Genomic DNA, 25,453 nt, shown 5'->3' with positions numbered 1-25,453 from the left:
GCGTCAAGCCGACGGGCCTGCGCCTCCGGCCCGGCGCGCCCTCACTCGGCCGGGCAGTGCGCGCCGGTCGCAGCCCACGCGGCGTAGAGTTCGCCGAACCGTTCCTGCGTGCCCGGAACCGGCTCTCGTCCTTCTCCCGGGTTCCAGCCCCAGCCGACCAGATCGTCATGCGCCATGTGGTCCACGAGAGCCGCAAGGTCGAGGCCGCCATTGCGGTTCTCGTCCTTGATCTGCGTGCAGATCTCGGCGAGCGACTTGCCCTCCCACGCCATCTCGATCGGCGCCAGATGCCAGTTCGGATTGCCGGGGATCGACTTGATGTCCGCGCTCTGACCGACGACCTTCACATTCTCTGGCCCGTGGCAGGTGTTGCACATCATGCCGGGAACGCCGAAATTTGCCTCCCCACGCTGAACCGGAGGCTGATGCGGGTTCATCCCCATGTTCTGCAGCGGGCTGTTGCCGGCCGGATGGCAGTTCACGCAGCGCGGATGCTGGAGCACCTTGCCGGTTTCCTGGAAGATCGCGATCGAACGCTCGGTCTCGTCAGCGATCTGATCGAAATCGGAGACCGGTCTGAGGCCGGAGGGCTCGTCCGGCGGTGCGATCGGCTGCGAGGCTTCTCCGGTCGCCGGGTTGCGATCCTGCGCGAAGCTCGCGATCGGGTTCGCCAGAAGTGTCAGGGTCAGGGCGAGAGCGAGGCTCGCGGAACCGGATCGAAGGGCGCGTTTCACGTCTGAACTCTCTTTATGCTGTCGGAAGAACGGTCGGCTCGGCGTCGGGAACGGCTGGGCCTGAGGCAGGTCCGGGGGTGTGTGAAACGCCCCGGCGGATCGAAGAAGATGGTGCGAAGGGCGGTTTCGGGACCGCCGCTCGCCGTCTGTATTCGGGATATGCGCGACGGGCGCGAAGGCGCCCGTCCTCGCGGTGGCCCGAACGCTCAGGCGCCGGCGCCGAGGGACGACTTGATCGGCAGGGTTTCGACGGCCTGCCCGGTCAGGCGGCGCCAGGCATTGGCGACGGCCGGTCCGATCGGCGGGACGCCCGGCTCGCCGACGCCCGTCGGGGCTTCGCTCGATGGCAGGATCGCCACCTCGACTGCGGGCATCTCCAAGATGCGCAGGGACCGGTAGTCGTGGAAGTTCGACTGGAGAACGGCTCCGCCTTCGCCGAGCGTGACCTCGTCGTAGAGGATCGCCCCAAGCCCGTAGCCGATGCCGCCTTCCATCTGGGCCTTGACGATGTTCGGATTGACGACGACACCGCAATCGACCGCGCACCACACCTTGTGCACCTTCGGGCCCCCGTCCTCGGCAATCGAGACCTCGACGATCTCGGCGACGTAGGTGGAGAAGCTCTTGTGCACAGCGACACCCCAGGCGCGTCCCTCGGGCGCCGAACCCGACTTCCAGCCGGCCATGTCCGCGACCTTCTGCAGAACCCCGCGTTCACGCGATCCTTCGGGAAGCAGCGCGAGGCGGCCCTCGACGGGGTCCTTACCGCCCAGTTCCAGAAGCTGGTCGAGGAAACTCTCCACGGCGAACGCCGTGTGCGTGTGGCCGACGGAGCGCCACCAGAGGGCCGGCACCGGCAGGGCGGTGTTGGCGGACATGACCCGGCGGTTCTCGATCCGGTAGGGCATGTCGGACGCGCCCTCGACGCTCGTCTCGTCGAGCTCGTCCTTGTTCATGATCGACTGGCCGACGATCGTCTGGTTCCACGCGACGATGGTCCCGTCGCCGTCGACGGCGCCGGACAGCTTGTGCAGATAGATCGGCCGATAGAAGCCGCCGCGGATGTCGTCCTCGCGCGTCCACATATGCTTGACCGGACGCGACATTCCCGAAGCCTTGAAGACCTCGGCGGCCTCTCGCATGTAGGGCGAGCCGAACTGGGCACGACGGCCGAACGAGCCGCCGGCGAGTTGCGTGTTGACGCGGATGTTCGCCGGGTCGATGCCGCAGACATCGGCGATCGCCGCCTTGTCCTGACCCGGGAACTGGGCGCCGTTATAGCAGTCGATCGACCCGTCCTCGCGTTTGACGAGAACCGCATCGAGCGGCTCCATCGGGGCATGAGCGAGGAACGGGAAGCGCATCAGCGCCTCGACCGATCGCGTCCCGTCCTTGTTCAGAACGGCTTCGATATCGCCGTGATTGGCGGCTTCGAGCAGGCCCTCGCCATCGGCGATCTTGGAATAGGCCTCGAAGATCTCGTCGCTGGAGCGCGTCTCGGCCTTGGACAGATCCCATTCCACCTTGAGGGCGGACCTGCCCTTGAGGGCCGCGAAGGTGTTGTCGGCATAGACGGCGACCCCCTGGGGGATCTCCTTGACGTCGACGACGCCCGGTACCGCGCGGGCCGCCGTGTCGTCGAAGCTCTTGACGGTCGCGCCGAAGTGATCGGGATGGGCGACGACCGCGATCAGCATGTCGTCGAAGCCGATGTCGAGCGTGAAGATCGCGCTGCCGTCCACTTTGGAGGGCGTGTCGAGACGCGGCCGGTCGGTGCCGATGAGGACGAAATCCTTCGGGTCCTTGAGCGTCACCTCGGACGGCGCGTCCTGCCCGGCGGCCTTCTCGACCAGCGCTCCGAAATCGGAGCTTCGACCGGAGGCCTTGTGGCTGATCGTGCCGCGCGCAACCGTGATCTCGCCGGCTGGCACGCCCCATTCCTCGGCGGCCGCCGCGACGAGCATGGCGCGGGCCGTGGCGCCGGCCTGACGCATCTGCTCGTAGGAATTGGCGATCGCGGTGGATCCGCCGGTTCCCTGAAGGCCGAAGGCGAGGTTCTTGTAGATCTCGTCATCGGCCGGCGCGGCCTCGACGCGCATCTGGCTCCAGTCGGCATCGAGCTCTTCGGCGACGAGCGTCGTGAGGCCCGTATAGGGTCCCTGGCCGAACTCGATATGCTTGGAGAGAACCGTCACCGAGGAGTCGGGCGCGATCCGCACGAAGGCATTGAAGGGCCGCGCGCCGTCGGTCTGGACGTCGGCCTGGATGACCGAGGGGTCCTGGGTCTTCGCGAAACCCTTCGGAACGAGGGTCATGCCGATGACGAGGCCTGCGCCGGTCAGGAAGGCGCGCCGGCTGGGGCGCGGACCACCTGCCGAATGTCCGTCGTGATAACCCATGGTCTTACGCCTCCATCTTGTCGGCGGCATCGTGGATCGCCTGACGAATTCTCTGATAGGTCGCGCACCGGCAGATGTTCCCGGCCATGGCGCCGTCGATATCCTCGTCGCTGGGCTTCGGGTTCATCTGGAGGAGCGAGACGGCGGACATGATCTGTCCGGACTGGCAGTAGCCGCACTGCGGAACGTCGATGGCCGTCCATGCGGCCTGGACCGCTTCGGCTTCGGGGCCCTCGACACCTTCGATCGTGGTGACCGTGGAGCCTTCGAGGGTCGAGATCGGCGTGATGCAGGAGCGCCGCGTCATGCCGTCCACATGAACGGTGCAGGCGCCGCACTGGGCGATGCCGCAGCCATACTTCGTGCCGGTGAGCCGTTCCGCGTCGCGCAGGACCCAGAGAAGCGGGGTTTCGGGGTCGCCGTCGAACTGGCGGTCCTCGCCGTTGAGGGTGAAAGAGACCATCGCGCGTTCCTTGTCGTCTGGTAGACGGACCTTCGGAGCCGTCGGCCCCATCGTCCTCGTGCCGAACGCGTTCGGCTCGCGCGTCGCTCCGCGGCAACGGAGAGAGGCACGAGCGAGAGGGGCGTTCGGCTGTCGGGAAAAGACTACGCTTTTTAGAGCGTTTCGCAAGTGCGGCAGACGAAACGCGGCGGCGTGGTGACCGGCGGGAGGGAAGGCGCGTTCAACCCCCGGATGCGACAAAGCCGCCCCCGATGGGACGGCTTTGCGTAAGGAGAGGAGCGCCAGACGGCGCCCGCCTGAAGATCAGTGGCCGGTCTGGTCCGTCGCCGCGTCCTTGACCTTGCCGTAGTTCTTCTGGGTCTTGCCCTCGGTCTGGTCGACCTTGCCTTCGGCTTCCATCTTCTCGTTGCCGAGCGCGCTGCCGACGGCTTCCTTGATCTTGCCGCCGACTTCCTTGGCTGCGCCCTTGACTTCGTCCTTGTTGGTCATTGTCCTGTTCCCTTCGTTTCACGAACAAAAGTTTCGCATTCTAAACGCGGCCGGCCTTTCCCCGTTCCCTGACCCTTCCGGTATGCCTGACGATTTCAGCCGAGGAGCTGGGCGACCTGGACGAGGCCGAGACTGGTGATGAGGCCGCCGACGAGGCGCAGGAGCACCTTCTCCTCCAGACGCTTGACGATGTAGCCCGCAAACGGCGCGGCGATGACGCCGCCGACGATGAGGCCGAGGACGGCGAAGCCGTGGGAGGCGAAATCGCTCTCCTGCCAGTGGCCGGTGAGGAGGGCGAAGAGGAAGCTCATGGAGACCGCGACGGTGATCAGGAACTCGGCCGTGTTGACCGTGCCGATGACGTAGCGCGGCTGGCCGCCGGCACCCAGCAGCCCGGTCGTCACGATCGGCCCCCAGCCGCCGCCGCCGACGGCGTCGAGGAAGCCGCCGGCGAGACCGAGGGGAGGGACGACGCTGCCGGGAACCGGGCGGCTCGGGATCTTGCGGAAGGAGCGGGAGAACAGATAGACGCCGATGAGGGTGAGATAGGCCGCGACATAGGGCTTCATCACCGCGCCGGGAAAGCTGGTGAGGAGATAGGCGCCGACCACCCCGCCGAGGACGCCGAAGGGCACGAGGCGCCAGAACAGCTTCCAGTCGATATTGCGGTGGATCGCGTGGGCGGTGCCGGAGGCCGCCGTCGTGAAGAGCTCCGCCGTGTGGACCGAGGCCGAGGCCGTGGCCGGGGTGACGCCGAAGGAGATGAGGACGGTGGAGGAGACGACGCCATAGGCCATGCCGAGGGCGCCGTCGACGAGCTGGGCGAGACCGCCCACGAGAAGGAAGAGAAGAAAGTCGGACATGGCCGGCTCCGAAGTTGAGACGGCGCCGAATCTATCCTCCTTCCGGCCTTTACGCGGAGGCAAGAAAATGCGCGCAGCCGGGCTTTACCGATCTCAATTTTGCGTTTCATACGCCACCGCCGTCATTCCCGCGCTTTCCCCCGAAGGCCCGCTGCCCATGGGGGCCGCCGCGATCTCCGCCTCCATGATGGCGACGGCCTGAACCTCCCGCTTCACCATGTCCGGCTCGCGGAAGAGGCGGGGGCTGCTCGATCGCGCGATCAGGAAGCGCATTGCGAGATTGGCGGCGCGCGGAATGCGCGACAGACAGGGCGGCGGACTGCCGCGCAGGAGCGCCTCCCTGTCCTCGCCCGCACGCTCACCGTGGCGGCATTGGAAGAAGCGGCGGCAATCGCCGCGCCGGCAATGATGGGACAGCCGCTGGATGCGATCGGCGATGACGTGCTCGTCGCCGATCGCATGCGTCGGGACGGGGCGATGGCGCTTACCTTCGAGCCGCGCGCGGACCTCGGGGCGCACGGGCAGGCCGGCGAGCCGCATGGCGGTGACGAAGCGCTGGTAATGCCGGCGGGCGATCGCCTGCGACTCGGCGATCTCCTCGCGGCTGACGGGCGGCGCGCCCGCCGCATCGCCCCGTCCCCCGCCGCCGGCCTTCGCCTTGCCGCCGGCCGGGTGCCGTGCCGCAGGCTTCGCCCGTCCCGGCGTTCCGTTCGAAGGTTTCGCCAGTGCCGCTTCAGAGCCCGCCGCTTTCGGTCCTCTCCGCTTCGCCATGATCTGTGCCTCCCTCGAAAAACGAACCCGCCCGGCCTCTCCTTCCGCCGGGCACCCTTTTCGGCCGGACCGCGAAGGGCGCGTGGATCATGGGCTGAGCGGGGGGCACGGATCGGCGTTCCCGCGCTCGTGTCTGCGAGCCGGGGTTTGAACCTCGCCGGGCCCGCTCGCCCGTCCCGGCCTTTCATGTCGGGGGAGGGGTCGGTCCCGTATCGCCCGCTTGTTCGAAGGGCCGGTTCGTCCGGCGCTTCGAAGAAGCGGGGCCTTGCCACGGCCGCATCCCAAAGAGGCGGCAGCGGAGCGCCGGAGGCAAACCCTCCGATGTGTAGTCAAGTCCGGTTCGCCTCCGGCGCACCGCACGGGATTTGTCGCCTCGCTTCGCCCTCGGCCCGGCTTTCCGCTACGAACCGCCGGGCCCTTGTTGCACTCGCCGGATGGCGGGCGTGAAGGGACCCGAAGCGGCCCGGGCGCGGAACGCCCAGACTGTCGGACGGCTGCCGACGCTTCACGGCGGGCTTTCGAGGGCCCGGCCGTTCAAGCGGACCGATCCGCACCCGCGCCGTAGTACGCGAGGGGTCGGCGGAGCCGCGAGGCGTCCGGGATGAGGGAGCTTCCGGACAAGCCCCCACGCCGCAGACACCGCCCGCACCCCCGAACGATCCCGGCGATCGTCCTTGCCATTCGGTGGCGCGGTGAGGGGATGATGGGGGAGGGCGGTGGGGGTGGGGATAAGATTTTGAAGCAAGCTGGAATCTAACGGTGTCCCTTGTAACGAGAGGCGAGCATCAGTCGACGTCAACCCTTATTTGATCGCTTCAGTTTGTTTGGAATGAGCCGTGTCTGCCCAGTTTGAATTGCCGAAAATTCTATAAGGCCAAAAATTTCAAGCGCGCAATCACTGGAAACGTAGTAGTTTTGCGTGTAGAAAGAAAAATGGAAAAAGGAATGTCTTCGGCAAACAACCAGGCCCGATCTTCGCAATCAAAGATCTCAAATACCTGTCGAGTCAACGGCGGAGAGCGGTGTCCGGGCATCATTCACGCATATTAACCGACGCTTAGAGATGAGACGTGGATCGTACATTGATCAACGATGTGCGAAAATTAGCAGGACTGCATAGCATTTGCGAGATTTGTTCAACCAGGCGTTGTTGCCATCTGCGGGGGTTTCAACGAAAAACCCTATTAGAAGATCGGATAATGAGTTCTATCGTTATTATGCTGGATACCCATTAGATTTCGCCACTTGGGCGCTGTCTGAGCTTGGCTTGCCGAGCAGCGCGGTGATCGTGGATCCGTGGAGTGGATCTGGGACCACAGCCGCCGCATGTGCGCACGCGGGCACCTCCTGCTATGGATATGACATTAATCCCGTTATGGTGCATCTTGGTAGGGCTAGGGTCGCTCTAGACACCGATTTTGAAGAAGCAGCAGAAATTATTTCCAATACTAAGGATCTGTTGCGTTGTAGGGGCGTCACTGAGTTCAGGGAGATTGGTCACGCGTTTCGTGAGATCCCTGTGACGAATGAAACGGCTCACAGCGTAGCTATTGCTGCCTTATTTCCATTCGCACGGTCGCAGCTGGAGCAGTGGCGGTCGCGGAATCCATCTTGGTACAGTCGTCATTCAACTTTCGAAGGGTTGCAAGTAGAGGCAGGAGCAGTTTGCGATAATTGGATAAAGTTGCTCAAGACGCTAAAGCAATGGCGAAGTGTTTCCGAAAAATCTCCCGGGTGTGCCATCGTCATTGAGCGTGGCGATTCAAGGAAAGCGATCGGACGTTTCAATACTTTCGACGGGGTATTGACATCTCCGCCGTATCTTACACGTTTAGATTACGTACATGCGACCTTGCCCGAGTTTTTGCTACTCAGGGATTTCGATCTCGCCCCGGATATTCAACGTCTTCGTCGCTCGATGCTGGGTTCGCCGCTGACTAGCGAGCGCCCTGCACAGAGTATCGAGCGCCTCCCTGACGACGTAAGAGGCGTTTTGGAGCGCATAAAGCGGCATGCTTCTAAAGCGTCATCGACTTACTATCTGCGCTTTTTTGCAACTTACTTTGTTGATCTCCAAGCTTCCATTCGTAATATCGGAAATGCCCTAAAATCTGGAGGAAGCGGTTGCATTGTTGCGCAGCCTACTAGCTACAAAGACATAACGATTGACTTGCCCGATTTGATCGCTAGCTTGGCGAATCAGTTCGGTCTTTTCGAATATTCGCGATACACGTTCGATAGTCGTCGTTCGATGTCGCTGGTTAACACACGAGCTCATGCGAACGCTCGGCTGCCGAAAGCAGAAAGCGCCGTGTTTTTTAGGAAAGAATAAGATGCGAGCTGTATATTCGCCGATGTCTGTTGGTGACTACTGTAAAGCGTTGAATGATGGGTTGATCACAGTGAATGACGACTATCAGCGAAACGCGGGTATCTGGGCGTCTTACGCGAAATCGTTTTTTATAGAATCTATTCTACTAGAGTATCCTATACCTAAGATATTTCTTTATTCGAAAGTCGACCTTAGAACGCGGAGTACGATCAAAGATATTGTCGATGGTCAGCAAAGAAGTCATACTCTACAGAGCTTTTACAACAAAAAATTTAAACTGTCTAATAAGATCGAAACTAGTGAACTCCGGGGAAAGAATTACAATCAGCTTCCGGAGGAGTATCAATCAAGCTTTATATCTTATAGCCTTCCAATTGATGAATTTAGAGGTGTTCAACCCTCCGAAATCCAAGATTCATTTCGCCGTATGAACGCAAGCAACGTTCCACTGAACGATGAAGAGCAACGTAACGCGAAATTTCAGGGGCCTTTTAAGTGGTTCATCCAGCGCGTTGCCCTCCATTTCTCCGAGCAGTTGCGAGCTATCGGTATTCTATCGCGCCGCGATATTATTAGAATGTCGGATACCAGAATGTATGCGGAAATTTTGCATACGGCTTTGAATGGATTCGTTACGACGAAATCTTCGCAGATTGATGGTCTATACCGTCGTTTCAATACCGTTTTCAACGAAGAAGACTTGTTTTATGAGTATATGGAAGTTGGGATAGGCCAAGCTGCCGACTTAGTCGCCCAAAGTGAGCGCGAATTTCAACGGAGCTATATGTTTCAGACGCTTGTTTTAGTGTTTCTGGATCGACATTTTAATTTGAGTCTTTACGAGCAAGCTTCGATTCTGGTGCCAGAGATCGCGGACGCCCTCCAAGCTTATCCCGTCGATCTTGCTATTCTCAGCGAAAGCTTGCGTGATCCTGATAATCACCCGGCTCTCTCTGAATTCGTCGCCTCCACTAAGGGGACTAACGTTGGACGAGCAAAAGCAGTGAGGTTCCTCTATCTAAATGCTGCGTTGCAATGAGATGCGTATCGGACTTAAGGAAATTGCGGGACGCCGTCATTCATCGTAAACGGTACTTACAGTCTCTCGTCATTCCTGCTTCAACATCGTCAGACAAAGCGACAAGGCGAACTCTGGCTTTCGCTGTAATAGAATTGGACAATTTGGTCGTCCTCGGGCTTCGTCAGTACACAAAGAGCTCTCTTCTCCGAAGTCGTTCCGCTGATGGTAGTTATATATCTTGCAACGTTTCGCCAAGAAGTACGGAAGAAGCCGCTGCCTTAGTATATCGAGTTATAAATCCGAGCGGCTTTGCGAAAAAATCATCTCCAATCGCAATACGAGAAAAGGATGAGCAAGCCTTTAGAGATCCGAAGGAGGTTGAAAAAGTCTTCATCTCTTACGCAACCTCTAATATCGCTGGGCTGAGACTGGGTTTATCCCTAAATGCTCAGGTATTTTCGGAGGTTAAGGTGTTTAGACATTTTTTCGCTCATAGAGCAGAGAATACCTGTGATGCTGTCAATCGATTTGCCCGCAATAATGGTTTTGCAGGTAATATCGACCCGGAAAGGCTGCTGGTAATCGGTCGCCCAGGGACAGGCGTCCGTCTCATTGATGGATGGCTCGCAGACGTAGAGAATTTCTTCGATCTCGCGACTTAGCGCGAGCTAATATATGGAGTCCCCCTATCATTCCGCCGCGAAATCCCATATCTCCCGGCGCGTACGAGATCGGCTTTTGCCGGCTCGCATGATCATGGCCGTCGCTGGACGACATCCCGGCGATCGGCGTCCTGTCTCCGAATTTCATGAGACGTCACAGTTCGGGCCTTCATCGGGCCGCCTCGTTTCAAGGCGGGTGCGGATGGGGGTCTTCAGCATAGAAAGGCTTATCCGATGTCGATGACCGCCGAACGCAAGGCCGAGATCCTCAAGGAATACGCGACCAAGGAAGGCGATACCGGTTCGCCGGAAGTGCAGGTCGCGCTTCTGACCGAGCGGATCACCAATCTCACCGAGCACTTCAAGGACCACAAGAAGGACAACCACTCCCGTCGTGGCCTTCTGAAGATGGTCTCCCAGCGCCGCCGCCTTCTGGACTACACCAAGAAGACCGACGAAGCGCGCTACCAGTCGCTGATCGAGCGCCTGGGCCTGCGCCGCTGACACCGACCGAACCGGCTTTCAGGGCTTAACGCGCTGATTTCGCGAGGGATCGCTGGGGGCCGGGTTCCGGCTTTCGCGATCCGTCGCGGGGCGCTTTGCCCGCCGGTTTCACTTTCGCCGCCCGATGCTGTATGGTGACGGGCGGCGGTTCATCCGCTGAATTTTGATGTCATGGGGCAGGATCATCAAAGGCTCCCCGCCGGCATGGGACACAGGCGCTTCGCTTTCGCGAAAGTGCCAACCCGCCGGTCTCGTCCGGTTCGAGGCTACGGCCTCGGCCAGGGACTTCGAGAGCCTTTCATCGTCTTGCCCGTGGATCAAGGTTCGCACCCGATGTGCGATCCGACCGATCAGGACGCGCCGAGCGGCTTTCCCATCGAGGGAAGGCCGGGCGCAGCCGCCAGGTGAGGGAACGGTTCTCCGTTTCCCGATGGATCGCCTGAACGACGAAAAGGCAAGATATACATGTTCGATAATCACAAGGTCGAGATCGACTGGGCCGGCCGCCGGCTGACGCTGGAGACGGGCAAGATCGCCCGCCAGGCCGATGGCGCCGTGCTCGCCACCTATGGCGAGACCGTGGTGATGGCGACGGTCGTCTCCGAGAAGCAGCCCAAGGCCGGCTTCGACTTCTTCCCGCTGACCGTGAACTACCAGGAAAAGACCTTCGCGGCCGGCAAGATCCCCGGCGGCTTCTTCAAGCGCGAGGGCCGGCCGAGCGAGAAGGAGACGCTGACCTCGCGTCTCATCGACCGCCCGATCCGCCCGCTCTTCGCCGAAGGCTACAAGAACGACACGCAGGTGGTGCTGACGGTTCTGCAGCATGACCTGGAAAACGATCCGGACGTGGTGGCGATGGTCGCGGCGTCGGCCGCGCTGACGCTTTCCGGCGTGCCCTTCATGGGCCCGATCGGCGGCGCGCGCGTCGGCTATATCAACGGCGAATACAAGGTGAACCCGAATGTGGACGAGATGCCGGAATCGGCGCTCGACCTCGTGGTGGCCGGCACCCGCGACGCCGTTCTGATGGTGGAATCGGAAGCCCACGAGCTGACCGAAGAGGTGATGCTGGGCGCGGTGATGGAAGGCCATCGCTCGTTCCAGCCGGTGATCGACGCGATCATCAAGCTCGCCGAGGTCGCCGCCAAGGAGCCGCGCGAGCATTCCGCCCCCGACCATTCGGTGCTGGAAGGCGAGATGCTGCAGCTCGTCGAGAACGACCTGCGCGAGGCCTACAAGATCACCGACAAGCAGCAGCGCTATGCGGCGGTCGATGCGGCCAAGGCCAAGGTGACCGCGCACTTCCTGCCCGAGGACGCCGAGGAGACGAAGTTCTCCAAGCAGGACGTCGGCACGGTGTTCAAGAGCCTCCAGGCCAAGATCGTGCGCTGGAACATCCTCGACACCAAGAGCCGCATCGACGGGCGTTCGCTGGACACGGTCCGCTCGATCGTCTCGGAAGTCGGCATCCTGCCGCGCACCCACGGCTCGGCGCTGTTCACGCGCGGCGAGACCCAGGCGCTGGTGGTGGCGACGCTCGGCACCGGCGAGGACGAGCAGTTCGTGGATGCCCTGACCGGCACCTACAAGGAACGCTTCCTGCTGCACTACAACTTCCCGCCCTATTCGGTGGGTGAGACGGGCCGCATGGGTTCGCCCGGACGCCGCGAGATCGGCCACGGCAAGCTCGCCTGGCGCGCGATCCGTCCGGTTCTGCCGGCGGCCGAGCAGTTCCCCTACACGCTGCGCGCGGTCTCCGAGATCACCGAGTCGAACGGCTCGTCCTCGATGGCGACGGTCTGCGGCACCTCGCTCGCCTTCATGGATGCGGGCGTTCCCCTGAAGCGTCCGGTGGCGGGCATCGCCATGGGCCTCATCAAGGAGGACGAGCGCTTCGCGGTGCTGTCCGACATTCTCGGCGACGAGGATCATCTCGGCGACATGGACTTCAAGGTGGCCGGAACGGAAGCGGGCATCACCTCGCTCCAGATGGACATCAAGATCCAGGGCATCACCGAGGAGATCATGAAGATCGCCCTCGACCAGGCCAAGGGCGGCCGTGTCCACATCCTCGGCGAGATGAACAAGGCGCTGGGCGAGGCCCGCTCCGAGCTCGGCGAGTTCGCCCCGCGCATCGAGGTGATGCAGATCCCGACCGACAAGATCCGCGACGTGATCGGCTCGGGCGGCAAGGTGATCCGCGAGATCGTGGAAAAGACCGGCGCCAAGATCAACATCGACGACGAGGGCACGATCAAGATCGCGTCCTCCTCGGGCAAGGAGATCGAGGCGGCCCGCAAGTGGATCCACTCGATCGTGGCCGAGCCGGAAGTCGGCGAGGTCTACGAGGGCACGGTGGTGAAGACGGTGGAGTTCGGCGCCTTCGTCAACTTCTTCGGCTCGCGCGACGGCCTCGTCCACATCTCCCAGCTCGGCGAGGGCCGCGTCGCCAAGACGACCGACGTCGTCAAGGAAGGCGACAAGGTCTGGGTCAAGCTGATGGGCTTCGACGAGCGCGGCAAGGTCCGTCTCTCGATGAAGGTCGTCGACCAGGCGACGGGCGAAGAGATCAAGAAGGCCGCTGGCGAAGACGCGGCCTGATCCGAGGGACTCGGACCCGATGTCAGAATCGGGTCCCTGTCTTCTGATTTTTGCTGACGCATCGGATGATCCGAAAACCGGGATCACTTTTCGGTCCGATGCTGTGGTCACGCATCCGCTTACAATCGAAGCGCGCCGGGAGCGATCCCGGCGCGCTTTTGCGTTTGGGGCAGAACGAGACGCAATCAGCGACCGCGTTCGAGATGGGCGCGGAGCTGCCAGAAATGCTTGTCGATCACGTGGGAGAAGCCGATCAGAAGGTCCTGGGTGACGAGATCGTCCTCGGTCGCATCGATCGCGGAGTAGAGGTCCGAGGACATCGTCGCGTAATTGGCTTCGAGGAGCTCGAGGGTCTGGCGATCGTTCAGATAGCCTTCATCGATGGGCTGGATCGTCGTGTTTTCGGCGGTCGGGACCAGACGGCCGTCAGCCGCCTCGCCGAGAGCCAGCTTGCGTTCGGCGGCCTGATCGATGAACGGGAGAAGCGCCGAATAGAGTTCGCCGTAGAACTCGTGCAGCTGGTAGAACTCGATGCCCTGCACGTTCCAGTGCGCCTGATGGACATTGTGCTGAAGCGCGATGAGATCATAGGTGACCTGCTGCAAGGCTTCGGTGGAGGTCCGGCGGACATCCTGCGAAAGCGGCAGGGAGACACTGTTCTGCGTCGATGTCTCGGTCCCCGAGCTCGATGTCGCCGGGTTCGTGTTCGTGTCGGTGCTCTGCGCGAATGCAGGACCCGCCAGCAGCGCCGCCGCGATGGGAGCGGCGTAGCGAAGGTGACCGAGGTGGCGGAATGTCATGACTGTCCCTTTCCCTGTGCTCTGCGGCGGGATTGTCAGGATGATTCCGATCCGGCCGCCGAGGTTAAAGGGAAAGGCAGGGTGTCGTTCCGTGCGACGGGGCTTTTGATAAGCGTGCCATAGTGTCGCTGCCGGCGCGACCGATGCCGCAAACCGCGTGCCGTTTCGGCCGAACGGCGCCCGGATCAGAGCGGATCGGTCGGGCCGTCCGCTTCCGATGGGGCACCGGGTTCGAACTGTCCGGCGCCGGGATCGAGGCTTGGGGGTTGGGGGGATTCGGGTGCGCGCAGCATCGCTCCATTGACGGTGATGGACTGGTCGCGGCCGAAGGTGGCGGCCCATTCCAGGGCGCCGTCACCCACGGGTCTGCCGAAGCCTTTCGCCATCTGCAGGACGCTGACGCCCTGAAGGGCCTGCGGATAGTCCCGGCCGGCCTCCTGAAGGCCGGCGATGAGCGTATCGATCCCCTCGGCCCTGACATCGACGGAGACATCGCCATCGGCGAAGTCGGCGGAATAATCGATCCGGTAGCCACGGCCCGCAATCGACGAGTCCACGATGCCGAAGCTGGCCCCCGAGGCCTGGAAGAGGTCGTCGACCTTCGTCAGGGTTTGCCTGGAGACCGGCGCCTCGGCGTTCAGCCGAAGATCGGAGATCAGGAGGGTGGCCGGTTCGAGGAGATCGACATCCGTCGCTTCGGCTTCGAACACGACCCGGTCCGGGATCAGGGCGCTCGCCCATTCCGGCACGAAGGGCGAGGTGATGGCGATATCCGTCAGGCCGTACCGGATGCTGTAGGTCCCGGTGGTGCTGATCCCGTCGAGGGCCATGTCGACGTCGGCGGAGCCGATGCGACCGGACCCGAAGGGACCGACATCGACGGTGATGCCGCCGATCTTCATATCGCTGGCAAAACGGGTCCAGACGGGGAGAGCGGCTCGGAGCGCATCCTTGAGCTCCTCGAGCAAATCGCCTGGCTCGGGACGGGTCAGAAGTTCGATCCCGACGCCGTAGAGGCGCATTACCTCGGCGGTCCTCATTCCCTCGCCGTTCACGACGGTTTCCAGATCGCCGCTTTGCACGACGAACGAAATGGCGCTTTCCGGATCTCTCGGATCGAGCGACACCGTTCCTTCCTGCCGGAAGGCTCCTCCCGACTGGACCGCCTCCATATTCAGTCCGCCGTCCTCGCCGACCTCTCCGGTGAACCGCGTGCGGATCGGCTCGCTCGTCGTCGTCGTCGTTCCGGCCGGATTGGTCTCGACCTGACGCACCGTGCCGAGATAGCCCTCCGCGCGCGTGAAACTCTGGACTTCGGGGTCCCAATAGCCCGCCCATTCATGGGACCCGACCTCGTAATCGAGCCTCTGGACGATCTGCGCCCCGCCTGGTTCGCCCGAAGGGGACCGGAACGAGAGGCTCATGGCGAAAGGCCCGCTCGAGGCGACGAACCACCGCCCGTCAGGCTGCTCACTGACGAGAATCGCGTAATCGTCCATTCTCAAAGAGATGTCTTCGAGACCTGCGATCTCCTCGCCGAGTTCCGACAGACGGGCCGTGATCCGGTAGCCTTCGTCGACCGGCTCGATCGAGACGATGCCGTTCTCGAAGGCAGCGGCCGTCAGATAGAGTTCGAGCGAGGATCGCAGACGGTCCGCTCCGCTCTCGTCGCCCGCGCGCAGCACAGGCTCGCCGAGAAGCGCTGCAAGATCGCTGCGCTGCGGCGGGTTTTCCTCGGCAAGGACGCTGCCGGTCGCAAGACAGACGGCACAAGCCAGTGCCATGATATGGTTCTTCATCGTCGGCCCCCCGCCAGAAGATCGGATCACGCAGGTCTGATTCGAAAGCGATCCGCCGTCTCCGTACTTGCCCCACGAGACGACGGAACGTCCATTCTGGGTAGCTAACTCACCGGTTTGCCCCCGTCCATAGTCTCAGGCCGGAAATGGTGGACAGGGGGATGGGCGAACGGCGGAACTCGCAGCTCATGGGAACGTGGCCGAACAGAAGGCTTGGCTTCAGGCCTCGGACCCGATTTGAGAATCGCGTCCGAGGCTCCTGTTTCCTGCTGACGCATCGGATGGCGCGAAAACAGGTTCCACGTTTCGGTCCGATGCTGTCGTCGCCGCCACCCCGTCGCCGCCGACCCGTCCGCATTCCATCGCACCCCACGCCTTCACGTTCGCGTGTCATTCGAATGCACGGATGCGAAGTGCCCGAAAGGCGTGTGGATCGCGCAAGTTCTGCGTGAATCCTTCAGTAATCTTCAATGACCAATCGCCAAGGTCCGCTGACTTTCTCTGAAACATATGGACATGTCGATGAAAACGTCTCCTGCCTTACGCCTTGCCTCCATGGTGCGGTTCATGGCGAAGGAGGCGCGATCGTTCGCCGGCGATCGCGGGGGCAATTTCATGCTGCTCGCGGCGCTGATCCTGGTGCCCCTCGTCCTTTTCGCCGGAGGTGCCGTCGATCTGGCGGATGCGAGCCACAAGCGAAGCGCGATCCAGAGCGCAGCCGATATCGCCGCGCTCGGTGCCGCATCCATGGCCGATGCGACCTTCGGCGACCGGGAGACGAGAGCCCACCAGCTCTTCCATCAGAACATGTCGGGGACGGATGACGAACTCACCGGCCGGTTGAGCGCTGAGAACGGCGTCTTCACCTATACCGTGGCGGACGAGGTCCCGTATCGCTTCATGAAGATCGTCGGGCTGGACAAGGCCAAGCTGAACGTCGTCGCCCAGGCGGCAACACAGGGGCCGGACATCGACATCGCCTTCGTTCTCGACAATTCGGGATCGATGAAGGGCGAGCGAATCCGCGAACTGAAGGGGGCGGTGCGGCTGTTCCTGGACGAGTTCAAGGATCAGAGGGACCGGATCCGGGTCGCGCTCGTGCCGTTCCACAGCGGGGTTCGCCTCTCGGACGCCAATCTCGCAAGATCGGAAACCGATCTGGAGTTCATCGATTGCCGCCTCCTCGAGAGCGGCACGGGCTGGGACAGCTTCTACGGCCCCCTGTGCTCCAGCGGCAGACCGGGCTTCGTCATCGGCTCCACGGGTGCCTATGTCACGGCCGACGGGTCGAAAGACGCGTTCCTCTACAAGGCCGTGACGGCGAGCGGCCGCAACGCGATCCGTGCCGACCGTGCCACCTGCATCGACAGCGTCTACAGGCGCCGGGGCGACCAGTGCATGAATTACAAGGTGAGCCAGGTCAGCAATTTCGTCGTCTACGACCAGCCCAGCAAGCAGAGCTGTGTCATCGATCGCAACCAGAACTTCGACGTGACGAGCGACGCGCCCGATCGGGCGGGCCGGAAATATCCCACATCGCAATGCGACACGCAGGAGATCGGCGAGGTTCGCCCGCTCGACGGCAATCTGGATCTGGTGGCGTCCCGCGTCGACGCCCTGACCGCCGAGGGCAGCACGAACCTGACGATCGGAATTCAGTGGGGAATGGAGGCCCTGTCGCCCACCTCGCCGCTGACCGGGCGGCGCTCCGGTGCCGAGCCGGTGATGGTGATCCTGTCGGACGGCAAGAACCAGAAGAACCGCTGGCACTTCCTCACCGGCGATACGACTCCCATCGACGATCGCACACGGGCCGCCTGCCAGCACGCCAAGACGCGCGCCGAGCCGATCAACGTCTATGCGGTCAATCTCATCGACGGCGATCCTGCGGTCCTGAGGGGATGTGCATCCCGGCCGGAACAGTATTACGCCATCGCCTCCGCGGGTGAACTGCGAAGCGTCTTCGCCCGGATCGCAGGCGAGATCAAAGGTGTCAGGCTGGTCAAGTGAAGCGCCGGGCCGGCGCCGCTTGCCCGCACGGACCGCCGGGCGGCGCTCGCAGGCATCGGACCTGCGACCCTCGTCCGCATCTTCGGACGATCCGATGCCGCACTCGGGGGTGGCACCCAAGGGCGGAAGCGAAGCTCGCGCGCGAAGCGCTGCGCGCGACGAGCCGGGCGCCACGACCCGGCCGCAGGGTCAGATGATGGCTTCGCCGAGGACCGGCTCGCGGGATGGGCGCCGGTCGAGGATCATCGCCCGGGTTCGATGATCGAGCTTCCGGGGCACATCGCGGACGGGGCGGGGCTCGGCCACGAGGAAGCCCTGGATCTCGGTGCAGCCCACGACCATCAGCCGTTCGAGCTGCTGCGTCGTCTCCACGCCCTCGGCGACGACGCGGGCCCTGAGCCCCCCGGCGATGCCGAGCACCGAGCGGATGACGTGCCAGGCGGTCTCGTCCGTCGCCTGGACGAAGCTGCGATCGAGCTTGATCGTGTCGAACCTGAACCGGGTGAGATAGCTGAGGGACGAATAGCCCGTTCCGAAATCGTCGAGGGAGACGAGAGCGCCGAGCGCCTTGATCTCGCCGAGGATGTGGATCGCGCGGGAATCGTCGTCGATCAGCACGCCTTCGGTGATCTCGAGCTCCAGACGCTCCGGGCGAAGGCCCGTCTCGGCGAGAGCCTGGCGGATCACCGACAGAAAGCCCGGATCGAGGAACTGGCGCGGACTGACATTGACGCTGATCGCCGTCTCCTCGAATTGGCTCGCGGCGATGCGGCACGCCTCGCGGATGACCCATTCGCCGATCGGAACCACGAGACCCGATGCCTCGGCGACGGGAATGAAATCGGCCGGCGAGACGTAGATGTCGCCACGGCGCCAGCGGATCAGCGCCTCGTAGGAGGAGATTCTCGCATCGGTCAGGTCGACGCGCGGCTGGAGGAAGAGCTCGAACTCGCCGCGCTCGATCGCAAGGCCGAGATCGCTTTCCAGCTCCTGGCGCAGGCGCAGCGCCCGGCCCATGCCGGGTTCGAAGGCCTGATAACCGTTGCGACCGTTCTGCTTGGCCGAATAGAGCGCGAGGTCGGCATGCTGCATGAGGGAGGCGAAGTCGTCTCCGTCGCGCGGAGCCAAGGCGATGCCGATGCTCGCGCGCGGATGGATGGTGGCGCCCGAAGGCAGGAGAAGCGGCTCGGCGAGCGCCTTCAAGAGGCGATGGGCAAGGTCCGCCGCCTGGTTCGCGAAGGCGACTTCGGTCTGGATGACGGCGAACTCGTCGCCGCCCAGCCTCGCCACGGTATCGTTCTGGCGCACCTGGGCGCGCAATCTCTCGGCCACCGCCATGAGCAGGGTATCGCCGCTCGGATGGCCGTGGATGTCGTTCACGTCCTTGAACCGGTCCATGTCGACGAGAAGCAGGGCGACCGAAGGCCTGCCGATATCGGTTGCGAGAACGTCGTCGAGCCGGCGGCGGAAGAGTTCCCGGTTCGGCAGATCGGTGAGGGGATCGTGCATTGCGAGGTGAAAGATCCGGTCCCGCGCGGCACGCTTCTCCGAGATGTCCGTGAGGCGAACGATGAGCACGGTCTCGTCCTGGAGGCTCGTCGAGCGCACGGTGATCTCGACCGGCACTTCGCGGCCGAGATCGGACATGATGTCGATCTCGCGCGTCGTCTCCTCCACATCCGCAAAGCCGGTGGACAGGTTCGGCAGGCCGTTCATGTCCGACAGGATCGAGACCGAGCGACCGAGGAGGAAATCGGCCGGCGCCTCGAACAGCGCCTCGGCGGCGCCGTTGGCGGTGCGCACGATGTCGTCGTGGATGAGGAGGATGGCGTCCGCGGTGATGGTGCCGAGGGCTTCGAACCGCGCGATCTCACCGCCTTGGCCTTCGGATGCGCTCGCGATGCGGCGTTCGGCTTCGCGCGCATGGAGCCGGTCCATCAGCCCGTTGAGGCAGTTCGCCAGATCCTGGCTGTCGTCGCCCTCTTCGACGGGAAGGCGCAGATCCGGCGTGACGGGGGAGCTGACGAGGGTGGTGATGGCGCTTTCGAGCTCGCCGGTTCCCAGATGCACGCCGTGCTCGCAGATATTGAGGCCGCGCGCTTCCTCCTCGGGTGTCGTCCTGAGGCGGACGACCGTCTTCAGGACGTGGAGGATGAGGAGGCCGCCGAAGAAGGCCCAGAGGAAGCCGAGGCCGACGCCTGCCGCCTGGACGAGCGCCTGATCGAGACGCGAGCCGGCCGGCAGGGAGGCTGCGGGCGCGACGAAGGCGAGGCCGATGGTGCCGACCGCGCCGGCGACGCCGTGGGTGCCGATGGCGCCGACCGCATCGTCGAGACGCAGGCGCTGGGCGATGAAGAGATTGGCGCGGTTGGCCGCGAGGGAGCCGAGAACGCCGAGAAGGATGGCGCCGAGGGGCGAGACGAGATGGCAGCCGGCGGTGACGGCGACGAGGCCGCCGATCATGCCGTTGATCGCCCGCTCGGGGGCGAGCGGCCCTTTCCTCCAGGCAAGGCCGAAGCCGGCGGCCGCCCCGGCCGCGCCCGCCGCGACGGTGTTGAGGATGATCGCCGGAACCGCCGAGGTGAGCGCGAGCGTGGAGCCGCCGTTGAAGCCGATCCAGCCGACGAGGAGGATCAGCGCGCCGGTGGCCGAAAGGACGGAGCTGTGCCCGCCGAAGCGCACGGTGCGCCGCTCGTCGAAGCGTCCCTTGCGCGAGCCGATGACGAGGACGGCGGCAAGCGCGACCCAGGCGCCGGTGGAGTGGACGACGGTCGAGCCCGCGAAGTCGACGAAGTGGGCATTGCCGAGAACGGCGCTCGGCGAATGCGCGAGGGCCGAGCCCCAGGCCCAGTGGGCAAAGACCGGATAGAGGAAGGCGGCAAGGACGAAGCTGACGCAGACATAGGCGCGCAGGCGCATGCGCTCGGCGACGGCTCCCGAGACGATGGTCGCGGCGGTGCCGCAGAACATCGCCTGGAACAGGAAGAAGGAGAGGTCGAGCTCTCCCGCCGCCTCCATGGACAAGGGAGGGGTGCCCCAGGCGAAAAGGCCGAGGACCGTCTCAGATCCGAAGGCCAGGGAAAAGCCGATCGTGATGAAGGCGAGGATGGCGAAGGCGAAGTCGAGGAGGTTCTTGAGGGCGACGCTGACCGCGTTCTTGGTGCGCACGGCGCCCGCCTCGACCATCAGGAAGCCGACCTGCATGAACAGGACGAGCGCTGCGGCAAAGAGGACCCAGGCCCGGTCGATGGAGGTGGCAAGGTCGAGGACGCGCGCCTCGACGTCCAGCGCCCCGACGGGCGAGCCGGCGAGGCTGGCCGATGATCCCGCGACGAGGAGGATGGCGGCGCCGGCGGTGCAGGCCGGAAGGAGGAGAGGGACTGGGAGCATACGGGATCCTCGAATTTCCGCTCCACTTATGCCGTAAGGTGAGAAAATTTGTGTAAACAACCACTCCCGCGAGCAGTGCGTTATCGCGGCGAGCCGTCCGCGCTTTGGGGGGCGTGTGCCATTCTTCGGAATGGTTCCAGACTGTCACGCACCTGTCATGGCGCCTCGGTATCGACGGGCCGAAAGATCCGAACCCCCCGTTCGCCTCTGTGAGCGGTGCGGGGTGTTCGCAGCCGGTGATCCCGCGCCGTTGTGAAGACGGCGCCCTTTCCCGGCGCGGCGAGCCCGGCTCGGACCTTCCACGAGATACGACCCTATCGATCGATCATTCGACGGAGCGACCCCCCATGAACGAACACGTCAAGCCGAAAGCCGTCTTCCGGACGAGCCAGCTCGAAGAGGCCGACGGGCCGGGCCTCAACCCGACCCAGACGCCGACCATGGGCGAGATCATCGCCCGCCGGTTCTCGCGCCGCAGCTTCCTGCAGGGTTCGCTCGCCGCGACCGCGATCGCCGCGACGGTCTCGCCGATGGCGCTGATGGCCGCCGACGAGACCCATGCGCAGGATGCCGGCACGGTCTTCGACTTCAAGGAAGTGACCGCCGGCATCGACCGGGATCATCACGTGGCCGAGGGCTACGACGCGGACGTGCTCCTGCGCTGGGGCGACAAGGTGTTCGCCGACTCGCCGGACTTCGATCCGGCGAACCAGACGCCGGAAGCCCAGGCCCGCCAGTTCGGCTACAACAACGACTTCGTCGGCTATATCCCGATCGACGGCTCGTCCGAGCACGGCTATCTGGTGGTCAATCACGAATACACCAACGAGCACCTGATGTTCCCGGGCATCGTGACGGTGAAGGGCGGCAATCCGATCGCCTCCGAGGGTGTCGCGACGGACGACGAGACGGCCGAAGGCAGCCAGCCGACCTCGACCGAAGCCGCCCTGACGCCGACCGAGCCGTTCGAACTCGTGATCGCGCCAGCCGACCAGAAGCGCGTCGATATCGAGATGGCGGCCCATGGCGGCACGATCATCGAGATCCGCAAGGAGAACGGCAAGTGGCAGCCGGTGCTGGACGGCGGCAAAAACCGGCGCATCACCTCGACCACCGAGATGGAAGTTTCGGGTCCGGCGGCCGGCAGCGACCGTTTGAAGACCAATGCCGACGCGACCGGCCGGAAGGTGTTCGGCACGCTCAACAACTGCGCCGGCGGCGTCACGCCTTGGAACACCTACATCATGGCCGAGGAGAACTTCCACGGCTACTTCATCGGCGAACTGCCGGAAGGGCATCGCGAGGCGGAGAATTACGAGCGCTACGGCGTGCCGGACGCCTCCTATGAATGGGGCAGGTTCCACGACCGGTTCGACCTCTCCAAGGAGCCGAACGAGCCGAACCGCTTCGGCTGGGTGGTCGAGGTGGATGTGGAGGATCCGAACTCCACGCCGAAGAAGCGCACCGCGCTCGGCCGCTTCAAGCACGAAGGCGCCGAGAGCATCGTCGCACCCGATGGCCGGGTCGTCTTCTATCTCGGCGACGACGAGCGCTTCGACTACGTCTACAAGTTCGTCACCGCCGGCAAGTTCAACCCGGACGACCGGGCCGCGAACATGGACCTTCTCGACGACGGCACGCTCTATGTGGCGCGCTTCGACGAGGACGGCTCCGTCGAATGGATGCCGCTCACCCATGGCGAGGGTCCGCTGACGGCCGAGAACGGGTTCGAGAGCCAGGCCGATGTCCTGATCGAGACGCGCCGTGCGGCCGATCTCCTCGAGGCGACGCCGATGGACCGGCCCGAGGATATCGAGCCCAACGGCTCGAACGGCCGCGTCTACGTGATGCTGACCAACAATACCAAGCGCAAGGAGGCGAACGCCGCCAATCCGCGCCTCGAGAACGCCTTCGGCCATATCGTCGAGATCGCCGAGGAGAACGGGGACTTCGCCGCGACCAAGGGCCGGTGGGAAATTCTCGTGAAGTGCGGCGATCCCTCGATCGCCGATGTGGGCGCGACCTTCTCGACTGAGACCACGGAAAATGGCTGGTTCGGCATGCCCGACAACTGCGCCGTGGATTCCGACGGCCGCCTCTGGGTCTCGACCGACGGCAATTCGCCGAAGGCGACGGGCCGCACCGACGGGCTGTGGGCCATGGACACCGAGGGCAGCGCTCGCGGCACCTCCAAGCTCTTCTACCGGGTGCCGGTGGGCGCCGAGATGTGCGGGCCCCGTCCGACGCCCGACCTCTCGACCTTCTTCGTCGCCGTGCAGCATCCGGCAGATGGCGGCGAGGACTGGGAGGAGTTCGGCAGGCTCTCCTATTACGAGGACCTGTCGACCCGCTGGCCGGATTTCGACGATGCGATGCCGACGCGTCCCTCGGTGGTCGCGATCACCAAGCGCGGCGGCGGCAAGATCGCGTCGTCCTGACGTTTTACGATCAGGAATGAACAGGGAGCGTGCCCGGCAGGCCGGGCGCGCTCCTTTTGCGTTCGGCAGCCGCCTTCGCTCGGCAGGGGGCCGGAGCGCGACGGGAAACGCCTGACGCCTCCGTCGCGCCCGCCATGATTTGGCTGTGGGAAATTGCCGCATGGAGGGCGCCTTCGGCGCATGGGTTCCTATAGTCAGAGCTCCAGAAACCGCGCCGGAATCTTCGCCTCGCGAACACATGCCGGGTGTGATGCCGGACGGTCGGACGACTTTTCGGACGACATCGCGCCCTGAAACGAAGGTTCGGAGCGAACTGCCGACCCGGACCCGTCGCTTGTCGTTCCAAGCAGCCGACCCTCCAACACAACGGATCGTCTTGCCCCTCAAACTCCTCGTCGTCGCCAGCGAAACCCCGGACGAAGCCGACGAACGCCGCCGCACGGCGGGCGCATCCTCGGACGAGACCTACCGGCAGACCGTCTCGGCGCTCGCGCCGGACGCGGCGATCGAGACCGTTTCCTGCCTCGGCGGCGGGGCGGCGGCCGACGGTCTCGACCTTGCGGCCTTCGACGGCGCGTTCTTCGCGGGTTCGCCCATCGCGATGCATCAGGACAATGCCGCAACGCGCGCGGCCGCCGACTTCATGACGCGGGTGTTCTCAGTCGGCCTCTCCGCCTTCGGCTCCTGCGCCGGCCTGCAGATCGCCGCCGTTGCGGCCGGGGGACGGGTCGAGACGCGCTCGCCCTCCATGAAGGCCGGGTTCACGCGCGGTATCGTCGCGACGACCGAGGGCCGCGACCATTTCCTGCTGGCGGGACGGCCTCTCGTCTGGGATGCGCCGGCCATGCATGCCGACGTGATCGCGCAGATGCCGCCGGGCGGGACCGTGCTTGCCCGCTCCAAGCACACGCCGGTGGAAGCTGCCGAAATCCGGCACGGGGCGGGGGTCTTCCACGGCGTCCAGTACCATCCCGAGATCGCCATCGACGAGATCGCGGCGGCGATCCTTCGCCAGTCCACGAGCCTCGTGGAGGAGGGGCTCGCCCGGGGCGAGGACGACATCCGCGCCTATGCGGCGATGCTTACGGATCTCGCCGATGATCCGCAGCGCCACGACATCGCCTGGCGGCTGGGGCTCGATGCGGACGTGTTCGAGCCCGCGCGCCGGATGACGGAGATTCGCAACAGCCTCGCGCACCTCGCCGCGCGTCGCCCCTGAGGCGAAAGCGCCGGAGGCTTCGGTTTCCGATTCCACAGATATCGTCGCAAGGCATCGGTTCGTCCGGTCCCGCTTCGCCCGGGTCCCGATTCACCTGAAGCGCGGTCTTCGATCTCATCGAACGCCGCGCGTCAGGACCCCTGTTGCACAGGGTGCGAACGGAAAACCGGAGGCCGGTTTTTCTCGCCCCGCATTAAGTCGACGAACGCCGTCAACATAGCCGGTCATCGTGCCCGGAACGGATGGAATGCCGCCTGGGCGTGTGCGTAGTTCCACGCCGGCGGGCGGCCAGTCTGGAATCTGTCCAAACAACGAATTGGAACGTCTCTAAGTTGCTTGCGGCAGAGTGACGAGAAAGAGGCTTTTGGGCAGAACAACTTGCCTGTCATTACTTGACTCCTATACTCGACTTTCGATAGGTCGCCGTGACGCCCCTCCGGGCCCCATGCCAAACAATCCAGGATCCGCCCATGCTCGCCCGGTTCGCCCGCCGATCGATCGCCGCTCTGGCATCTGCCGCCATCCTCGCCGTCCCGGCCGCCGCATTCGCGCAAGGAAGCGAGACGGCGCAAGGCGCGAAGGATGCAGGCAGCCTCAGCCTCGAGCTCAACCGGGCCGTGGACACGGACCAGGGATGCCGCCTCGGCTTCGTGACGACGAACAAGACGGGCGTCGATCTCGCCAAGGCCGCGTTCGAGGTGGTGCTGTTCAAGCCGGGCGGGCTGATCGACCGGCTCCTCGTTCTCGACTTCGGCGCCATGGACGAGGGCCGCACGAAGGTGCGGGAGTTCAATCTTTCGGGGGCGGACTGCAAGGCGATCGACCGCGTCCTCGTCAACGACGTCGCCGCCTGCGAGGGCGCCGATGGCGGCGAGGCCGTCGACAAGAACCGGTGCATGTCCGCGCTCGCCGCGTCCTCGAAGGCCGATATCGCGTTCGGTCTCTGACGGGCCGGGCG

The 25,453-nt window shown here is 63.9% G+C and carries 17 protein-coding genes; 8 read left to right on the top strand and 9 right to left on the bottom strand.

The window, feature by feature from the left end; all coding sequences use genetic code 11:
* Window positions 1–41 precede the first annotated feature (41 nt).
* From DYI37_RS09825 to DYI37_RS09800, 6 genes are all read right to left on the bottom strand, one after another.
* Window positions 42–689 (bottom strand): Isoquinoline 1-oxidoreductase subunit, encoded by a 648-nt coding sequence (locus DYI37_RS09825; RefSeq protein ID WP_116683473.1) that lies wholly within the window; start codon window positions 687–689, stop codon window positions 42–44.
* Window positions 690–940: 251 nt separating this feature from the next.
* Complete coding sequence (locus tag DYI37_RS09820) at window positions 941–3,133, bottom strand: xanthine dehydrogenase family protein molybdopterin-binding subunit (RefSeq protein ID WP_116683072.1); 2,193 nt, start codon at window positions 3,131–3,133, stop codon at window positions 941–943.
* 4 nt (window positions 3,134–3,137) lie between these two features.
* Window positions 3,138–3,596, bottom strand: coding sequence for a (2Fe-2S)-binding protein (locus DYI37_RS09815; protein ID WP_116683071.1), 459 nt, complete (start codon window positions 3,594–3,596; stop codon window positions 3,138–3,140).
* Between the two features lie 303 nt (window positions 3,597–3,899).
* A complete protein-coding gene (locus DYI37_RS09810) occupies window positions 3,900–4,085 on the bottom strand; it encodes a CsbD family protein (RefSeq protein ID WP_116683070.1) in 186 nt (61 codons plus the stop codon).
* 95 nt (window positions 4,086–4,180) lie between these two features.
* A complete protein-coding gene (locus DYI37_RS09805; RefSeq protein ID WP_116683069.1) occupies window positions 4,181–4,948 on the bottom strand; it encodes a sulfite exporter TauE/SafE family protein in 768 nt (255 codons plus the stop codon).
* Between the two features lie 93 nt (window positions 4,949–5,041).
* Entirely contained in the window at window positions 5,042–5,719 is a 678-nt protein-coding gene (locus tag DYI37_RS09800) for a hypothetical protein (RefSeq protein WP_116683068.1), read from the bottom strand.
* A gap of 1,123 nt (window positions 5,720–6,842) precedes the next feature.
* Between DYI37_RS09800 and DYI37_RS09795 the strand changes: the two genes are divergently transcribed.
* The 4 genes from DYI37_RS09795 (at window position 6,843) to pnp (ending at window position 12,839) form a co-directional block, all read left to right on the top strand.
* On the top strand, window positions 6,843–8,051 hold the full coding sequence (locus DYI37_RS09795; RefSeq protein ID WP_116683067.1) for a site-specific DNA-methyltransferase: 1,209 nt from the start codon (window positions 6,843–6,845) through the stop codon (window positions 8,049–8,051).
* A gap of 1 nt (window position 8,052) precedes the next feature.
* The gene (locus DYI37_RS09790; RefSeq protein ID WP_116683066.1) at window positions 8,053–9,090 is read left to right on the top strand and encodes a DUF262 domain-containing protein; all 1,038 of its coding nucleotides are present in this window, start codon (window positions 8,053–8,055) and stop codon (window positions 9,088–9,090) included.
* An 878-nt stretch (window positions 9,091–9,968) separates the two neighbouring features.
* Complete coding sequence (gene rpsO / locus DYI37_RS09785) at window positions 9,969–10,238, top strand: 30S ribosomal protein S15 (RefSeq protein WP_116683065.1); 270 nt, start codon at window positions 9,969–9,971, stop codon at window positions 10,236–10,238.
* A gap of 465 nt (window positions 10,239–10,703) precedes the next feature.
* Window positions 10,704–12,839 carry a polyribonucleotide nucleotidyltransferase gene (pnp, locus tag DYI37_RS09780; RefSeq protein ID WP_116683064.1) on the top strand — a complete coding sequence of 712 codons (2,136 nt, stop codon included), beginning with the start codon at window positions 10,704–10,706 and terminating at the stop codon, window positions 12,837–12,839.
* A 185-nt stretch (window positions 12,840–13,024) separates the two neighbouring features.
* Here pnp and DYI37_RS19975 read toward each other — a convergent pair whose 3' ends face one another.
* On the bottom strand, window positions 13,025–13,639 hold the full coding sequence (locus tag DYI37_RS19975) for a Dps family protein (protein WP_158555127.1): 615 nt from the start codon (window positions 13,637–13,639) through the stop codon (window positions 13,025–13,027).
* Between the two features lie 185 nt (window positions 13,640–13,824).
* A complete protein-coding gene (locus DYI37_RS19970; protein ID WP_158555126.1) occupies window positions 13,825–15,423 on the bottom strand; it encodes a hypothetical protein in 1,599 nt (532 codons plus the stop codon).
* A gap of 537 nt (window positions 15,424–15,960) precedes the next feature.
* Here DYI37_RS19970 and DYI37_RS09770 point away from each other — a divergent pair.
* Complete coding sequence (locus DYI37_RS09770; protein ID WP_158555125.1) at window positions 15,961–17,448, top strand: VWA domain-containing protein; 1,488 nt, start codon at window positions 15,961–15,963, stop codon at window positions 17,446–17,448.
* A 189-nt stretch (window positions 17,449–17,637) separates the two neighbouring features.
* On the opposite strand, the gene DYI37_RS09765 is transcribed toward DYI37_RS09770, so the two are convergent.
* Window positions 17,638–20,838 carry an EAL domain-containing protein gene (locus DYI37_RS09765; RefSeq protein WP_116683061.1) on the bottom strand — a complete coding sequence of 1,067 codons (3,201 nt, stop codon included), beginning with the start codon at window positions 20,836–20,838 and terminating at the stop codon, window positions 17,638–17,640.
* 347 nt (window positions 20,839–21,185) lie between these two features.
* Between DYI37_RS09765 and DYI37_RS09760 the strand changes: the two genes are divergently transcribed.
* From DYI37_RS09760 to DYI37_RS09750, 3 genes are all read left to right on the top strand, one after another.
* Entirely contained in the window at window positions 21,186–23,276 is a 2,091-nt protein-coding gene (locus tag DYI37_RS09760; RefSeq protein WP_116683060.1) for a PhoX family protein, read from the top strand.
* A gap of 376 nt (window positions 23,277–23,652) precedes the next feature.
* Complete coding sequence (locus DYI37_RS09755; RefSeq protein WP_158555124.1) at window positions 23,653–24,495, top strand: glutamine amidotransferase-related protein; 843 nt, start codon at window positions 23,653–23,655, stop codon at window positions 24,493–24,495.
* 470 nt (window positions 24,496–24,965) lie between these two features.
* A complete protein-coding gene (locus DYI37_RS09750) occupies window positions 24,966–25,442 on the top strand; it encodes a hypothetical protein (protein ID WP_116683058.1) in 477 nt (158 codons plus the stop codon).
* Window positions 25,443–25,453 lie beyond the last annotated feature (11 nt).

It is taken from the genome of Fulvimarina endophytica, from assembly GCF_003403015.1.
In the GTDB taxonomy this organism is placed as follows: domain Bacteria; phylum Pseudomonadota; class Alphaproteobacteria; order Rhizobiales; family Rhizobiaceae; genus Fulvimarina; species Fulvimarina endophytica.
The sequence above is the reverse complement of the archived record's forward strand: the minus strand, read 5'-3'. Positions and strand labels throughout refer to the sequence as shown.

What these genes read in the sequence shown, in the direction of transcription:
- DYI37_RS09820 (WP_116683072.1), bottom strand. Translation starts at nt 3,133, where the DNA reads ATGGGTTATCACGACGGACATTCGGCAGGTGGTCCGCGCCCCAGCCGG.
- DYI37_RS09815 (WP_116683071.1), bottom strand. Translation starts at nt 3,596, where the DNA reads ATGGTCTCTTTCACCCTCAACGGCGAGGACCGCCAGTTCGACGGCGAC.
- DYI37_RS09810 (WP_116683070.1), bottom strand. Translation starts at nt 4,085, where the DNA reads ATGACCAACAAGGACGAAGTCAAGGGCGCAGCCAAGGAAGTCGGCGGC.
- DYI37_RS09805 (WP_116683069.1), bottom strand. Translation starts at nt 4,948, where the DNA reads ATGTCCGACTTTCTTCTCTTCCTTCTCGTGGGCGGTCTCGCCCAGCTC.
- DYI37_RS09800 (WP_116683068.1), bottom strand. Translation starts at nt 5,719, where the DNA reads ATGGCGAAGCGGAGAGGACCGAAAGCGGCGGGCTCTGAAGCGGCACTG.
- DYI37_RS09790 (WP_116683066.1), top strand. Translation starts at nt 8,053, where the DNA reads ATGCGAGCTGTATATTCGCCGATGTCTGTTGGTGACTACTGTAAAGCG.
- rpsO (WP_116683065.1), top strand. Translation starts at nt 9,969, where the DNA reads ATGTCGATGACCGCCGAACGCAAGGCCGAGATCCTCAAGGAATACGCG.
- pnp (WP_116683064.1), top strand. Translation starts at nt 10,704, where the DNA reads ATGTTCGATAATCACAAGGTCGAGATCGACTGGGCCGGCCGCCGGCTG.
- DYI37_RS19975 (WP_158555127.1), bottom strand. Translation starts at nt 13,639, where the DNA reads ATGACATTCCGCCACCTCGGTCACCTTCGCTACGCCGCTCCCATCGCG.
- DYI37_RS19970 (WP_158555126.1), bottom strand. Translation starts at nt 15,423, where the DNA reads ATGGCACTGGCTTGTGCCGTCTGTCTTGCGACCGGCAGCGTCCTTGCC.
- DYI37_RS09770 (WP_158555125.1), top strand. Translation starts at nt 15,961, where the DNA reads ATGAAAACGTCTCCTGCCTTACGCCTTGCCTCCATGGTGCGGTTCATG.
- DYI37_RS09765 (WP_116683061.1), bottom strand. Translation starts at nt 20,838, where the DNA reads ATGCTCCCAGTCCCTCTCCTCCTTCCGGCCTGCACCGCCGGCGCCGCC.
- DYI37_RS09760 (WP_116683060.1), top strand. Translation starts at nt 21,186, where the DNA reads ATGAACGAACACGTCAAGCCGAAAGCCGTCTTCCGGACGAGCCAGCTC.
- DYI37_RS09750 (WP_116683058.1), top strand. Translation starts at nt 24,966, where the DNA reads ATGCTCGCCCGGTTCGCCCGCCGATCGATCGCCGCTCTGGCATCTGCC.